The organism is Klebsiella sp. C239 (assembly GCF_048822715.1).
GTDB classification, from domain to species: Bacteria; Pseudomonadota; Gammaproteobacteria; order Enterobacterales; family Enterobacteriaceae; genus Klebsiella; species Klebsiella quasipneumoniae.
The window spans coordinates 240,143-254,706 of the sequence record NZ_JBMEZK010000003.1 but is presented as its reverse complement, the minus strand read 5'-3'; the positions used below and the strand labels follow the sequence as shown (position 1 = coordinate 254,706).

Below are 14,564 nucleotides of genomic sequence, written 5' to 3'. Positions count from 1 at the left end.
AAGGCGCGGTATGTGCCGCCTCCGGGAAAGCGCGCGCCAGGCGGTTTAAGGCTGATGACAGGGCGACGTTACGCCAGCCGTGGGTAGGCGCTGGCGATATCGTCGCCGGTAAACTGGGCGATCCAGCCTTCCGGGTTATCAAAAATGCGAATGGCGGTGAAGTTCGGTTCTGAACCCATATCAAACCAGTGCGGAGTGTGGGCGGGAACCGAAATCAGATCGTTCTTTTCGCACAGCACCTGGAATACCTCGTCGCCAATGTGCAGGCAGAACAGGCCGGCGCCCTCAACAAAAAACCTGACCTCGTCTTCGCCATGAGTGTGTTCGTTCAGGAATTTTTCCCGCAGCGCCTCTTTCTGCGGGTTATCGGCGCGCAGGCTGATGACGTCCCAGCTCTGATAGCCCTTTTCGGCGACCAGTTTGTCAATCGCATGCTGATAGGCGGCAATCACTGTTTCTGCGCTGGGGGCCGCGCCGAGATCGCGGTCAGCCTGCCAGCGCTCAAAACGGACGCCTTTGGCGTTAAGCTGCTCCTGAATCGCTTTGGCGTCGGTGCTGTGCCAGACCGGCGTTTGCGGATCTTTCACGGAAAAAAGGGTTAATGCGCTCATGCTGGGATCTGCTCCGGATGAATGTCGTCAAAACGCTGAACCTGAGGGTGGCGGCTTGCCGGGTCGCGGTCGCCGCGTACCAGCTGGACAGTGCGCAACCCCGCGGCTTCGGCGGCGTCGAGTTCCTGATGGATATCCGACAGGAACAGGATGGCCCCGGGGGCGTGGCCCAGGTGTTCAGCAATGTTGCGGTAGGACTGCGCTTCGCGTTTGGCGCCTACCAGGGTATCGAAATAGCCCGTAAACAGATGAGTAATATCACCTTCATCGCTGTAGCCAAATAACAATTTCTGCGCTGCCACGGAGCCAGAAGAATATACATACAGATCAATGCCCTGTGCTTTCCATTTCTCCAGCGCCGGCAGCACGTCCGGATAGAGATGGCCGGTAAAGTCGCCGTTGAGGTAGCCATCGCGCCAGATGATCCCCTGCAGCGCCTTCAGCGCAGTGGATTTCCGATCTTCGTCCATAAAATCGAAGAGGGTAGCAATCAGGTCGGCGGTGCTGGCGGCGGGGGCGTCTGTCTCGCGGCGCAAGTTGTCGAGGATCGTTCTCACCGGTTCAGCGTGCTGTTGAGCGGTCACAAAGCCGGCCAGTCGTTCGCGGGCGTAGGGGAACAGCACGTTATGCACGAAGCGGATATCGCTGGTGGTGCCTTCTATGTCGGTCACGATGGCGCGGATCATGGTTTCTCCAGAGTGGGCGTAGCGTGGAATAACATTAGCATTTAGACGTCTAAGCGTCTTGATTGCCAAATATTAACATCGTGTTATAGTGGCTTCAACAACAGCATTACAATCGGTACAAAAAGAATGAGTAATAACCCATTGATTCCAGAGAGTAAACTCCCGTCACTTGGCACCACCATTTTTACCCAGATGAGCGCTCTCGCCCAGCAGCATCAGGCCATAAACCTGTCGCAGGGCTTTCCCGATTTCGACGGCCCGCGCTATCTTCAGGAGCGTCTGGCGTACCACGTGGCGCAGGGGGCGAATCAGTATGCCCCGATGACCGGCGTGCCGGCGCTGCGTGAGGCGATCGCTGACAAGACGGCGGAGCTGTATGGATATCGACCCGACGTCAACAGCGATATCACGGTCACCGCCGGGGCGACGGAGGCCCTGTACGCGGCGATTACCGCTCTGGTGCGCCGCGGCGACGAGGTGGTCTGTTTCGATCCCAGCTACGACAGCTATGCTCCCGCGGTGGCGCTGGCCGGCGGCGAATTACGCCGTATTGCCCTTCAGCCGCCGCATTTTCGCGTCGACTGGCAGCAGTTTGCCGCGACGCTGAGCGACAAAACCCGGCTGGTGATCCTCAACACCCCGCACAATCCCTCGGCCACGGTCTGGCAACGCGAGGATTTTGCCGCCCTGTGGCAGGCGATTGCCGAACGCGAGATCTATGTTCTCAGCGACGAGGTCTATGAGCATATCAACTTTGCCGAAGACGGCCACGCCAGCGTGCTGGCGCATCCGCTATTGCGCGAGCGGGCGGTGGCGGTCTCTTCGTTTGGCAAAACGTTTCATATGACCGGCTGGAAGGTTGGCTACTGCGTGGCCCCGGCGGCCATCAGCGCGGAGCTGCGCAAGGTGCACCAGTATCTGACCTTCTCGGTAAATACCCCGGCGCAGCTGGCGATCGCCGACATGCTGCGCGAGGCGCCGGATCACTATCGAGAACTACCGGCCTTTTATCGTGAACGCCGCGATCTGTTTATTGAGGCGCTGCGCCCCAGCCGGCTGGAGCTCCTGCCCTGTGAGGGGACCTATTTCCTGCTGGCGGACTACAGCGCCATCTCCGACCTTGACGACGTCAGCTTCTGCCGCTGGCTGACGACAGAGGTTGGGGTGGCGGCGATCCCGCTCTCCGTCTTCTGCGCCGACCCGTTCCCGCACAAGCTGATCCGCTTGTGCTTCGCTAAACAACCGGAGACCCTGCTGGCCGCGGCGGCGCGTTTGTGCGAGCTGTAGTTACTTTATGGTCCACGCCTGAGAGAACTGGCGGTCGGCGAACATCTCTGCCAGGCCGCTAATTTGCTTCAGGCGCAGCACCTCATCGGCATCCATCCCCAGCTCTTTGCCGATCTTCTGCGGCGTCCAGCCGAGCCGGGTTAGCTCGCGGACAATATCTGACATGGCGTGGATCTGGTGGCGTCCGCGCGCCCGGTTGTGGCGTATTGTCGCTGCCATCAGCCCGTCGCGTGAGGCGTTTTCATGCGTCAGGCAGGTGACCGGTAGATAGCCTTTCAGCTTTTTTTTCAGCGACGCTTTGCTGCAGGCCAGCTCATGGCGGTGAAAACCGTCGACAATCGCGTACCCCTGCGGTCCCTGCCTGATGACCACCACCGGCTGGGTAAAGCCATCGGCCTCCAGCGAGGTCTGCAGCAGGCGCTTCTCCGGCGGCGCCACGTTATTCGGATTATAGTCGTTGGGGATAACCTGCTCCTGTTTGACCCACAGCACACAGTCAACGGGCTGCGAGCGGAAGGGACTGTGTTGGTGGAGCACCTGGCGAAACGCGTTGATAGCCTCGATACGCGCTTCGTCATCCAGCGTTTGCAGGAAATCCTCCAGCGCCTGCGTTAGTTGTTGTTGCATAATATCCCCCATTGTTGGCGATGTTTTTCCATACGTTTTCGGTAGCGCTGATAGTGGCTGCTTTTGGTTGGGCTGAAGGAGAGCTGGCGGCACCAGTAGTCATTATTGAGTAGCACTTTGCAGATCCGTCGCCAGGAGGGGATATCTTTGGTGCCAACGTCCGCGGGTTGAGTGTCGGGGATCTCTTCCATGCCTTTTTTCTGGTACCAGCGCAGGTAGACGGCGATCTTATTGCGGTAATGCTCGGCGGTGGTTTCCGGCATGCTGTCGAGCAGAAACAGCGCATAGCTTTTCCATGTCAAATGGTCCGGTTTGTCGATTTTTCGGTGACCGTAGAATTGATTATCATGCCCGGCATAGACGCCGCCGCTGTGCGCGCCGCTCACCCGCTGGCACATCGCGGCCCAGCGCTCCGGCTCCAGCACATGGTACAGCCATAGCCCCTGGCGCTGCTCAGGACCGAAGGGTTCGCAGATGCGCATATAGCGCAGCGGCACACCGGCCTGATACATCAGATCGTACAGCGGGTTATAGGGCTGGCCGCTTTTAGCAAACCAGGTCCAGATATCGGCGGTTTTCCAGTCATAGATCGGGTAGATGTACCAGGCGTGGCCGCCCGGCGCCGAGGTGGTCCACGGTTTATCGTCGGCGAAGCGCTGTTTTCGCTGAGAAGAGATGGTCATAAAGCGATTCAGCGACTCATCTGCCCGAATACCCACCAGCACGGCGGCGGGACGGCGCTGTGAAAACCACTCGGCAAAGTGGCTGACGAAGGCTTCAAAGCTCATCCCCGGCTGATAAAACGAAAAATAGCCCGGGTGGGTAATGGCCCAGGAGGGGGGCTGGCGGACCCAGGCGGTCCCGGGCTGCCAGCATTGCCATTGCGGCTTATACTGCGTCAGGGCATTTTGGGTAGTGAGCGGCAGGGCGACCCAGTAAAAGGTATCGATAACATCCTGATAGAGGGCGCGCAGTTTTTCACAGTGAGCGATGGTGCAGGAGAACTGCGCTTCCCAGTCAATAAACAGCACACTGATTTTCTTACCCTGTAACCGCGCTGCCTGCGCGGTTAAATGGAGCATAACGGTAGAGTCTTTTCCGCCAGAGAAAGAGACGCAAATGCGTGAAAAATTATCCATAACCCAATCGATCCGCTGCTCCGTCGCCTGCAGCACCGATTCCGCTAAGGGATATTTGATAAACGACATGACCATTAATCCTTTAATACTAGAGATTCCCGTTCGCTCAGTATAAACGATGACGAGCGGGAAATTAATGGTCGACTTTCCTTTCCCTTGGGGAGGGTCAATAAGTTGGATCGTTATTGGCTGTTATTGAATTGGGGACGTGATATCTCTCTGTCATTCATTAAAATGGTGATTAATTCAGATAAAAAATGATTTTGTGCGGATGATTGATGGTAGTTAATATATATCGTAATGTCTGGAAAAAGTTCGTTTATATCGAGGATGTTAAGTTGCATGGCTGGCGAAATAAAATCATATAAATAGGACGGCAAGAAACCAATCAGATCGGTTTTATTGATCATGTTAAGAATGGTCATAAAAGAGTCGCTGCGAAAGGCAATATTACGCGGGTTCAGCCAGGGCGTGCTGCTTTGCTGAACGCGCTGGATAACGGGATCGTTGGTAATATAGTGGGTGAAAAACTCCTGCGCCAGCGCGTCAACTGACGTGAGCGCCCCGCGCCGCGGATGGTTCGTCCGACACACCGCGAGGGTCTGCACCGTCTGATAGGGCTGACAGATGGTGGCGCGGTTGGTGATGGGCATTCGGGTGAACACCAGGTCAGCCTGGCGATATGCCAGCAGCTCCTCAGCCGATTCGGTGGTGGTCAGGTTATGATGCTCAATTTGCAAGTTGGCCTGATGACAAAGCTGGTTAATCATAAAGTGGCTGTTTACTGAACAGAACAGCGGGGGGCCATATATTACAATACGTTTACGCAGATCGGAGCGGTTATTGAGATTGATCGTTTTTTCCAGCTGCTCCAGATTTTCCTGCAGGTGGTAATGAAGATTCACGCAGGCGGTGGTGGGCGTCATTCCCTTCCCGACGCGCACAAATAGCGGATCGTCTAACTGCTGACGCAGACGCTGTAATGACTGACTTACCGCTGACGGGGTGATAAATAACATCGCCGCCGCTTTGCTGATGCTTAAATGCTGATAGATACATTCAAAAATAACCAATAAATTTAGATCGAACTTTTTCAGATCGTAAAGATTTGCCATTAATACAGTCCTGTTTATTGCCAGTGTAAGTTAAAATATTTCTAACGATAATATCTTGAGTCTTAGTATTTGTGGTGTGAATTTAATTGTGGGCAAATAAAGTTAAGTTTTGCTTAATATATCTTACTATCGGTAGTGGCACCAGAGGTCGGTTTCGCCAGGCGCCACACCGGGACGGAATTACTCTTTTTCACCCATCATAATAGTCAGCTTCTCTTTATCCGGCAGGCCGACCACCTGCTGCAGCATATTATCCTTATTCATATAATAGATAGCTGGCGTGACGTTGGCCCCCAGATCGTCCATCAGCTGCTGATTGACGTTGAGCATTTTCATCTTCTCCGGCGGGATAGCCTTCGGTATCGTCAGGGCCATTTTGCCGTTCGATTGCTCGTAATCGTGCCAGGTTTTCGCCGGATCTTTACTGGCGAGGATCGCCGCGGCGGTGGCCGGGCTCTCCGGCTTGATCACGCCTACCAGCAGGGTGCGGATCTGCACTTTACCGGCCTCCACCCAGGGACGGGACTGCTGCCAGAACTGTTTGCAGTAAGGGCAGAAGGGATCGGCAAAGACATACAGCACGATGGGGGCGTCCTTGTCGCCATCCTGCAGCCAGTGGGCGCTGGCCATCTTCTTCCACATCTCCTGTCCCGCCGGCGTGTAGAGCGCTTTTTGAAATAACTGCTCGCTGAGGTTGTTGCCGTTTTCGTCGTACATATAACCGGAAATGGCATGTTTGCCGTCAGGCGTGAGGTAGATGGCGACGCCCATATCCTGGTATTTCCCCAGCCAGCCCTTCATTCCCCCCGGCGCGTCAAAGGGTTTGATGATGGTAATGCCCTGTTTTTCAATTGCTTTTACCGGGGCGGGCAGTTCTTCCGCATAGCTACAAAAAGGCAAAAGGCTGAGCAACAGCAGACGTTTTAACATGAGTATTCCTTGTAAAATCAGCAGGAAAGGAAGAAACATTGCCAAACCTATTACAGTTATAGGCAGGATCAGCAGAACGACGGATTGCCCTTTCCTGGCGTGGGTGATGTAATCCTGGATGCTGTTACATTAAGGTAATGTAGAGCGCAACACATAGCCAGTCTGACTGGCGCTGAACCTACCTTCGGGTATTTCAGGTAACGGGGCCGCCTGAAAGGGTGGCCTTTTTACTTTTGTCGCGGCAAATGATGCGAAAAACAGCGAACTGCGCTGAACGCGTCGACAGGTTCACATTGTTGTCTTGTTCCGGTTGTTAGATAACGCTTATTGATTCGATAATGTAAACGCATTGGTCGGGTCAGGAAAAATTCGTTAACTTAGACCTCAACGAAAACACGGAGGAAGTATAGATGTCCTTAATTAACACCAAAATCAAACCGTTCAAAAACCAGGCATTCAAAAATGGTGAATTCATCGAAGTCACCGAGAAAGACACCGAAGGCCGCTGGAGCGTCTTCTTCTTCTATCCGGCTGACTTCACCTTCGTCTGCCCGACCGAACTGGGCGACGTGGCTGACCATTACGAAGAACTGCAGAAGCTGGGCGTAGACGTTTACTCTGTTTCTACCGATACCCACTTCACCCACAAAGCGTGGCACAGCAGCTCTGAAACCATCGCGAAAATCAAATACGCGATGATTGGCGACCCGACTGGCGCCCTGACCCGTAACTTCGACAACATGCGTGAAGATGAAGGTCTGGCTGACCGCGCCACCTTCGTGGTTGACCCGCAGGGTATCATCCAGGCGATCGAAGTTACCGCTGAAGGTATCGGCCGTGACGCGTCTGACCTGCTGCGTAAAATCAAAGCGGCGCAGTATGTTGCTTCCCACCCAGGCGAAGTGTGCCCGGCGAAATGGAAAGAAGGCGAAGCGACCCTGGCTCCATCCCTGGACCTGGTCGGCAAAATCTAATAATCACGGCGTCTTTCGCATCATAGCGGCGTTGGCTGCGCTTAATCACCCCGGTCACTTACTCGTGTAAGCTCCCGGGGGTTCATAAGCTTGCCGCATTGCTCTAACGCGAAATACTGGTGAATTAAAATTTCCGTCGTCTTTCATGCCATAGCTGCGTTGGCGTCGCCTGCTCACCCCGGTCGCTTACTTCAGTAAGCTCTCGGGGATTCTCAGGCTAGCCGCCTTGCTCTGACGCGAAATACTTTGGAAATTACTTCAGTCATGGGCGCACCTGCGCCCATTTCATTCCAACACCATGATGCAAGCGCATTCAGGCAGCCTGATAAGGCCGCTTGCATGATGATGTTTTAAGCCCAGGAGATAACAATGCTCGACACCAACATGAAAACCCAGCTCAAGGCCTATCTTGAGAAGCTGACCAAGCCTGTTGAGCTGATTGCCACGCTGGATGACAGCGCTAAATCGGCAGAAATCAGGGAACTGCTGGCTGAAATTGCTGAACTGTCAGACAAAGTCACCTTTAAAGAAGACAACACGCTGGCGGTACGCAAGCCATCGTTCCTGATTACTAACCCCGGTTCCGACCAGGGCCCACGCTTTGCGGGCTCCCCGCTGGGCCACGAGTTTACCTCGCTGGTGCTGGCGCTGCTGTGGACCGGCGGTCATCCGTCGAAAGAGGCTCAGTCTCTGCTGGAGCAGATCCGCGATATCGATGGCGACTTCGAGTTTGAAACCTACTACTCGCTCTCCTGCCATAACTGCCCGGACGTGGTCCAGGCGCTGAACCTGATGGCGGTGCTCAACCCGCGTATCAAACATACGGCGATTGACGGTGGGACGTTCCAGAATGAGATCACCGAGCGCAACGTGATGGGCGTGCCGGCGGTGTTCATGAACGGCCAGGAGTTTGGTCAGGGGCGGATGACGCTAACGGAAATCGTCGCCAAAGTGGACACCGGTGCGGAAAAACGCGCAGCGGAAGAGCTGAATCAGCGTGACGCTTACGATGTGCTGATCGTCGGTTCCGGCCCGTCCGGCGCGGCGGCCGCGGTTTACTCTGCGCGTAAAGGGATTCGTACCGGCCTGATGGGCGAGCGCTTCGGCGGCCAGGTGCTGGATACCGTGGATATCGAAAACTACATTTCGGTGCCGAAAACCGAAGGCCAGAAGCTGGCCGGGGCCCTGAAAGCGCACGTTAGCGACTATAACGTCGATGTGATCGACTCCCAGAGCGCGACCAAACTGACGCCAGCGGCGACAGAGGGCGGCCTGCATCAGATCGAAACCGCCTCCGGCGCGGTGCTGAAGGCGCGCAGCGTCATCATTGCCACCGGGGCGAAATGGCGCAACATGAACGTGCCGGGCGAAGATCAGTATCGCACCAAGGGCGTAACCTACTGCCCGCACTGCGACGGCCCGCTGTTTAAAGGTAAGCGCGTGGCGGTGATCGGCGGGGGGAACTCCGGCGTGGAAGCCGCCATCGACCTGGCGGGCGTCGTGGAACACGTGACCCTGCTGGAATTCGCACCGGAGATGAAGGCCGACCAGGTGCTGCAGGATAAAGTCCGCAGTCTGAAGAATGTCGACATCATTCTCAATGCGCAGACCACGGAAGTGAAAGGCGACGGCAGCAAGGTCACCGGTCTGCAGTATCGTGACCGGGTGAGCGGCGATGAGCATCACGTCGCGCTGGCGGGCATCTTCGTCCAGATCGGCCTGCTGCCTAACACCACCTGGCTGGAAGGCGCGGTTGAGCGTAACCGCATGGGCGAGATCATCATCGATGCGAAGTGCGAAACCAACGTTAAAGGCGTATTCGCCGCCGGTGACTGCACCACCGTGCCGTACAAGCAGATTATCATCGCGGCAGGGGAGGGGGCGAAAGCGTCGCTGAGCGCCTTCGACTATCTGATCCGCACGAAAACCGCATAACAAGTCAGACAATAGACCTGCATAACAAAGAGGCTACCCCGGGGTAGCCTCTTTTTTTATGCGCTTTTCCTCAGCCTTACCTGACGATCATCACCGGGATATGGGCGTGACGGATGACGCTCGAGGCGTTGGAGCCCAACAGGTGAGTACTGATGGAGGGATTGCGTGAGCCAATCACCACCACGTCGGCGTTTATTTCGCTGGCCAGTTCGTTGACCATGTCGCGCACGCTGCCGAAACGCACATGCAGCTTGATCCGCGATGGGTCAATGCTGAAATGGCTGACCATGGTCTGCAGGCGGGTTTCCGCCTCGTGCTGCAGATGTTCCTCAAAACGCCGCAGGTCGGCGGTAAAACGGCTCATCGTGAAGCTCGCTGAACCGGGTAAGACGTGGAGCAGATGGATCACCCCGTCCTGCTGGGCCAGAAACTCCGCATGCCGGACGGCTTTATCGCTCAGCGCCATCTCAAAGACATCAACCGGCATAATGATAGTCTTATACATATGCAATCCTCCTTGTTCGTTTGCGTCTATATCAACATATTATATGCGGATATTGTGTCATTCAGGTCGCAAAACTGTCAGTCAGGCAGGCGCAAAGCGTAAAAAAGGTTAGCGGGGGGAAAGACAGCAGAAAGAGGATGTGTGGACATCCTCTGAATAAAGCGCGATACGCCTCAGGCAGCGGGGATTAACGGTGGAATTCGCCAGCGGCTTCCGGCTGGTACAGCAGCGCCAGCACTTCCAGGTGCGTCGACGCCCCGCCCGGCAGCTCCCAGTGAATGGTGCTGCCTACCTTGAGGCCGAGCAGCGCGGCGCCCACCGGCGCGAGGACGGAGAGCTGGCTGGCGCTGTCGGTCACCTGCGTCGGAAACACCAGCGTCCGCACGCGCTCTTCGCCGCTGGTTAAATCGCGGAATTTAACCGTACTGTTCATGGTGACGACATCGTGCGGCATCGCTTCCGGCGCCAGCATTTGCGCGCGGTCGAGCTCGTCGTTCAGGGCATCGGCAACCGGCGAGCTGGCGAAAGCCGGCTGCTCCAGCAGCCTGTCGATACGTTCGGCATCCAGTTCGTTAATGATGATTGCGGGTCTGGTCATTGCATACTCCATGTTATCCAGGAACCTGTCCGTAAAAGAAAACCCTCGCCGAAAAAGGCAAGGGTTAAGGTTCTCCCATCATACTGAGAGTTGCCGGCAGTTTGAAGTGATGAAACGCACAATCAGCGCGCAACGCCTCCGGCGAAGGACGTTTTCTGAACAGTATGCCGCGTTGCGCTAGTGGCCAACCTTATCGAGGATAAACTGCGCGCCGCAGTTACCCGGGTGAGGCTGGGGCAGAAAGGCGGAGGTGGCCAGTGGGGCGTTGATGGACGCGGCGTTGAGCGAGATTTGCATCTCGGTCAAATAGGCAGGATTACCGTTACAGGTTAATTTAAACGCCTTCACGCTCTGCGGACCCCAGGCGCGGGCCACGGCGGCGTCGAAGTCGGCCCGGCTGACGGTTTGGCCATAGTGTTTGGCAAGGAAATCACCAACCGGGCTGCGCTTAATTTCCCCGTTCAGGCGCACCATGGCGCCAAAATAGCTGTCGGGATCGAAGCCGAAGCAGACACCATGTTTGGCATATTCGTAACGTTCGAGGCAGGAGGTGCCGCCCGCGCCCGGCATTACGCTATTCAGTTTGTTGGCCATCTCCAGCGACAATCCCGTCTCCGCCGCCTGACATTTGCGGTTCGCTTTCACCTCCGGCATGTCGGGCAGCGGGCGCGTGGCGCAGCCGTAGCGCATCCAGCGTCGTTCATCCACTCCGCGCGCGGCAATGGACTTTGGCAGCCCGGGCCACAGACCGTGCACGGTCAGAAAATCGGCTTTATTCGCGGTTTCCTGCTGCAGGCGGCACTCTTCCGGTTCGTTGCGGTTACGGTCATACATGCTCTGACAGAATCCGGTTTGCCAGGAGAGGGCCAGGACATAGCGGTCAAAATCAGCGTATCGCGTCGCGGTGAGCGGTTCAGCGCCGGCCTGAGTGGCGGTAAGCACAAGGGCAAGCGCGGCGAATTCCTTCCTGAACATGTTTATTCCTGATTGTGGATGGCAAAAGATAACGGGGAGTTATTAAAGCATAAAAAAGGCGCCTGCTGGCGCCTTTTCACGTGGTTAGACCATTAGTGGACCGCGCTGCCGGGGACGAGGATCTCGGTCGCGACGATCACCACCAGCAGGCCAACCATCACCGGCACCGAGGTGCGTTTGACCACTTCGAACGGGGAGATCTTCGCCATCCCGGCGACGGCCACCACCACGCCGGAGACCGGCGAGATCGTGCGGCCAAGGTTAGAGGCCTGCAGCATCGGGATCGACAGATAGGCGGGATTGATGCCGGAGGAGTGCGCCAGCTTGGGGATCATCTCGACAAAGGCGTAGAACGGGGCATTGCCGGAGCCGGTGGTCATCGCCGCCAGCATGGTCAGGATCACCAGCACCAGCATCAGAATAATACTGGCCGAGCCGAAGGAGGTGGCGATGGAGATCAGACCGTTGATGAAGCCGATGGTGCTTAATCCCTGAGCAAAAACGCCGGCGGCGACCAGCAGCATCACCACCCCGGCGAAGGCGTCAGCCATCCCGCGGTAGGCGACTTCCAGTCCGCTGAAGACATTTTTGGTGTTGAACCCGCGCAGGAATTCGAGGATCGCCGCCAGCAGCATGCAGCCGACGAGGATGGTAATAATGTGCAGTTCCGGCCCCCATTTGCCATCAAAGATCAGTACGCCAATAATCGGGGTAAACGGCAGGATGGCGTACAGCGCCGGGGCATTGGTGGTGATCTCGTTGACGTCGAGCATTTCGTGGGAAATGTTCTCTTTTTTATCCAGATAGCGCTGCCAGAAGAAGTGGGCGATCGCCATGCAGATGATAGCGGCGATGGAGATCGGCAGCGTGGTCTTGAAGGCAAAGTCGATCAGCGGCATTTCGGCCGCTTTTGCCGCCAGCACGACGTCACCCGAGGTAGGCGAAAGGATAATCGCCGCCGGGGAGGCGCAGATGGCCGCCGCCGCACCGCGGCTGATACCAACGTTTACCATCACCGGGAACAGCGTCGCCATCAGCAGGACGCCGAGGCCGGTCGCGGAGGAGACGGCCAGCGACATCAGGCAGGCGACAAAGTAGGCGGCAATCATCAGCAGATAGGGCGAATTGATATAGCGCAATGGCTTTGAGGCTAATTTCACCACCATATCATTGGCGCCAATATGCGTCATATAGGTGGCGAAACCGCACAGCATCATGATCATCATACCCAAATCGCCGCCACGGCTCATGAGTAGAATCTTAATGTATTCAATAATGTCAGTGGCGGAGTAACCGGTGCCCTCGGTATTGCCTGGTAAGACTTTATGACCCAGCAGGGCGCTGACGATCAGCAATATTAAGCCGCCGACGAACAGCACGCCGGTGGCTGAATAGCCCTTAATGATATAGCGGGCGACGCCCACAATGACCGCAATCCCGATCAGGATCTCAACAAACGTCAGCATTCATTTCCCCTAAGCCCAAAGAATATGTAGTTAAAAAGCGCCACACCAAATTTTAATGTGCGAATGTGCCGAAAAAACGGACGAAACTCGCTGATGCAAATCAATAAAGCGATAAGAACTACGCCCCTCCCGTCCAGCCTGGATATAATCACCAGATGGATAGTTAAGCGGTTCTGATGGTCAGCGGGCGAAAATCAGGAGTTTGCCTTATTTCGTTCAACCTGTATTGAGACTATCTTTGCTATCTTAGGTGGCTTTTAAATGAAAGTGGTAATAGAAAAGTGTTGATGTTACGTCGTTTTTCATTGTTTTCTCTTGGTTTTTTAGGATGGTTATTGGTATCCGGAAACGCCAGCGCGTCGTTTTCATCGACCCTTAGCGAAGGTTACCATACCTTAAGTAATAACGTTGCGCAGACCTGGAATGAGCCGGAGCACTATGATCTGTACGTTCCAGCCATCACCTGGCACGCGCGCTTTGCTTATGATAAGGAAAAGACGGACAAGTATAACGAACGTCCGTGGGGGGCAGGCTTCGGCGTTTCGCGCTGGGATGAGAAAGGGAACTGGCACGGCCTGTACCTGATGGCGTTTAAAGACTCTTTCAATAAGTGGGAGCCCATCGGCGGCTACGGTTGGGAGAAAACCTGGCGTCCGCTGACGGACCAGAACTTCCGCCTCGGTCTCGGCTATACCCTCGGGGTGACGGCGCGCGATAACTGGAACTACATCCCGATTCCGGTGATCTTGCCCTTAGTGTCAATAGGTTACGGTCCGGCAACGTTCCAGATGACCTATATTCCCGGCACCTACAATAACGGTAACGTTTACTTCGCCTGGGCTCGCATACAGTTTTAATTCGCTAAGTCTTAGCAATAAATGAGATAAGCGATGCGTCTTGTGGAAAAACAAGGACTAAAGCGTTACCCACTAAAAAAGATAGCGACTTTTATCACTTTTTAGCAAAGTTGCACTGGACAAAAGGTACCACAATTGGTGTACTGATACCCGACACAGCATTAGTGTCGATTTTTCATATAAAGGTAATTTTGATGTCTAAGATTAAAGGTAACGTTAAGTGGTTTAATGAGTCCAAAGGATTCGGTTTCATTACTCCGGAAGATGGCAGCAAAGATGTATTCGTACACTTCTCTGCAATCCAGTCCAACGGTTTCAAAACTCTGGCTGAAGGTCAGCGCGTAGAGTTCGAAATCACTAACGGTGCCAAAGGCCCTTCTGCTGCAAACGTAATCGCTCTGTAAGCAACGCGTCAGTAGAATATAAAAACCCGCTAATCAGCGGGTTTTTTTTTGCCTGTTGATTACGCCTTTAGCGGCTGGCGGCCTGCGAGAAGAGCCAGAAGGCGACAGCCGTCATGGCAAACGAGCCCAGCAAGTTCACCGCGACGTTGAGGAGCGCCCAGCTCACTCGCCCCTGCTGCAGAAGAAACACCACTTCCGCAGAGAAGGTGGAGAAGGTGGTCAACCCGCCGCAGAAACCCGTGGTGATCAGCAGTTTCCACATCGGGTCAATGCCGGTCAGTCTATTAAACCACGCCAGCCCGGCGCCGATCACAAAGGCGCCTAACAGGTTGGCAGTCAGCGTCCCAATCGGGATAGCATGGTGCACAGGATTGAGCTTCATGCCGAGCCACCAGCGCAAAACGCTGCCGGTGCCGCCGCCAATAAAAACGGCGCAAAGAAGTTGAAACACGGTC

Annotated in this window: 16 protein-coding genes; 5 read left to right on the top strand and 11 right to left on the bottom strand. The window is 55.4% G+C overall.

Going from position 1 to position 14,564, the window contains the following annotated elements; translation table 11 throughout:
• Positions 1-68 precede the first annotated feature (68 nt).
• Together ACOI6Z_RS10140 and mtnC are read right to left on the bottom strand one after the other, a co-directional pair.
• Positions 69-611 (bottom strand): 1,2-dihydroxy-3-keto-5-methylthiopentene dioxygenase, encoded by a 543-nt coding sequence (locus tag ACOI6Z_RS10140; protein WP_023288815.1) that lies wholly within the window; start codon positions 609-611, stop codon positions 69-71.
• Positions 608-1,297, bottom strand: coding sequence for an acireductone synthase (gene mtnC / locus ACOI6Z_RS10135; protein WP_044521599.1), 690 nt, complete (start codon positions 1,295-1,297; stop codon positions 608-610). Before mtnC ends, ACOI6Z_RS10140 begins: the two co-directional genes overlap by 4 nt.
• A gap of 141 nt (positions 1,298-1,438) precedes the next feature.
• Here mtnC and ACOI6Z_RS10130 point away from each other — a divergent pair, with 141 nt between their 5' ends.
• Entirely contained in the window at positions 1,439-2,584 is a 1,146-nt protein-coding gene (locus tag ACOI6Z_RS10130) for a pyridoxal phosphate-dependent aminotransferase (RefSeq protein ID WP_072421916.1), read from the top strand.
• On the opposite strand, the gene ACOI6Z_RS10125 is transcribed toward ACOI6Z_RS10130, so the two are convergent.
• From ACOI6Z_RS10125 to dsbG, 4 genes are all read right to left on the bottom strand, one after another.
• Positions 2,585-3,211, bottom strand: a complete 627-nt coding sequence (locus ACOI6Z_RS10125) for an IbrB-like domain-containing protein (RefSeq protein ID WP_023288818.1) — start codon at positions 3,209-3,211, stop codon at positions 2,585-2,587.
• A complete protein-coding gene (locus ACOI6Z_RS10120) occupies positions 3,196-4,419 on the bottom strand; it encodes a phosphoadenosine phosphosulfate reductase (protein WP_048334386.1) in 1,224 nt (407 codons plus the stop codon). The genes ACOI6Z_RS10125 and ACOI6Z_RS10120 overlap by 16 nt, the downstream gene beginning before the upstream one ends.
• Before the next feature lie 113 nt (positions 4,420-4,532).
• Positions 4,533-5,465: a DNA-binding transcriptional repressor CitR gene (gene citR, locus ACOI6Z_RS10115; RefSeq protein ID WP_064158170.1), complete on the bottom strand. Its 933-nt coding sequence runs from the start codon at positions 5,463-5,465 to the stop codon at positions 4,533-4,535.
• Positions 5,466-5,645: 180 nt separating this feature from the next.
• On the bottom strand, positions 5,646-6,395 hold the full coding sequence (gene dsbG / locus ACOI6Z_RS10110) for a thiol:disulfide interchange protein DsbG (protein WP_064155105.1): 750 nt from the start codon (positions 6,393-6,395) through the stop codon (positions 5,646-5,648).
• Positions 6,396-6,805: 410 nt separating this feature from the next.
• On the opposite strand from dsbG, the gene ahpC reads away from it, so the two are divergent.
• Positions 6,806-7,369, top strand: coding sequence for an alkyl hydroperoxide reductase subunit C (ahpC, locus tag ACOI6Z_RS10105; RefSeq protein ID WP_002894394.1), 564 nt, complete (start codon positions 6,806-6,808; stop codon positions 7,367-7,369).
• Between the two features lie 369 nt (positions 7,370-7,738).
• The gene (ahpF, locus tag ACOI6Z_RS10100; RefSeq protein ID WP_017899084.1) at positions 7,739-9,304 is read left to right on the top strand and encodes an alkyl hydroperoxide reductase subunit F; all 1,566 of its coding nucleotides are present in this window, start codon (positions 7,739-7,741) and stop codon (positions 9,302-9,304) included.
• 76 nt (positions 9,305-9,380) lie between these two features.
• Here ahpF and uspG read toward each other — a convergent pair whose 3' ends face one another.
• From uspG to dcuC, 4 genes are all read right to left on the bottom strand, one after another.
• Positions 9,381-9,809 carry a universal stress protein UspG gene (uspG, locus tag ACOI6Z_RS10095; protein WP_064158168.1) on the bottom strand — a complete coding sequence of 143 codons (429 nt, stop codon included), beginning with the start codon at positions 9,807-9,809 and terminating at the stop codon, positions 9,381-9,383.
• Positions 9,810-9,996: 187 nt separating this feature from the next.
• The gene (gene rnk / locus ACOI6Z_RS10090) at positions 9,997-10,407 is read right to left on the bottom strand and encodes a nucleoside diphosphate kinase regulator (protein WP_032455114.1); all 411 of its coding nucleotides are present in this window, start codon (positions 10,405-10,407) and stop codon (positions 9,997-9,999) included.
• 177 nt (positions 10,408-10,584) lie between these two features.
• Positions 10,585-11,382: a ribonuclease I gene (rna, locus tag ACOI6Z_RS10085; protein ID WP_048297041.1), complete on the bottom strand. Its 798-nt coding sequence runs from the start codon at positions 11,380-11,382 to the stop codon at positions 10,585-10,587.
• Positions 11,383-11,474: 92 nt separating this feature from the next.
• Positions 11,475-12,848 (bottom strand): anaerobic C4-dicarboxylate transporter DcuC, encoded by a 1,374-nt coding sequence (gene dcuC, locus ACOI6Z_RS10080; protein WP_023288824.1) that lies wholly within the window; start codon positions 12,846-12,848, stop codon positions 11,475-11,477.
• Between the two features lie 335 nt (positions 12,849-13,183).
• On the opposite strand from dcuC, the gene pagP reads away from it, so the two are divergent.
• Both pagP and cspE read left to right on the top strand, forming a co-directional pair.
• Positions 13,184-13,705, top strand: coding sequence for a lipid IV(A) palmitoyltransferase PagP (gene pagP / locus ACOI6Z_RS10075; RefSeq protein WP_227524353.1), 522 nt, complete (start codon positions 13,184-13,186; stop codon positions 13,703-13,705).
• 194 nt (positions 13,706-13,899) lie between these two features.
• On the top strand, positions 13,900-14,109 hold the full coding sequence (gene cspE / locus ACOI6Z_RS10070) for a transcription antiterminator/RNA stability regulator CspE (protein ID WP_002439184.1): 210 nt from the start codon (positions 13,900-13,902) through the stop codon (positions 14,107-14,109).
• 67 nt (positions 14,110-14,176) lie between these two features.
• Here cspE and crcB read toward each other — a convergent pair whose 3' ends face one another.
• Positions 14,177-14,560, bottom strand: a complete 384-nt coding sequence (gene crcB / locus ACOI6Z_RS10065; RefSeq protein ID WP_002894459.1) for a fluoride efflux transporter CrcB — start codon at positions 14,558-14,560, stop codon at positions 14,177-14,179.
• Positions 14,561-14,564 lie beyond the last annotated feature (4 nt).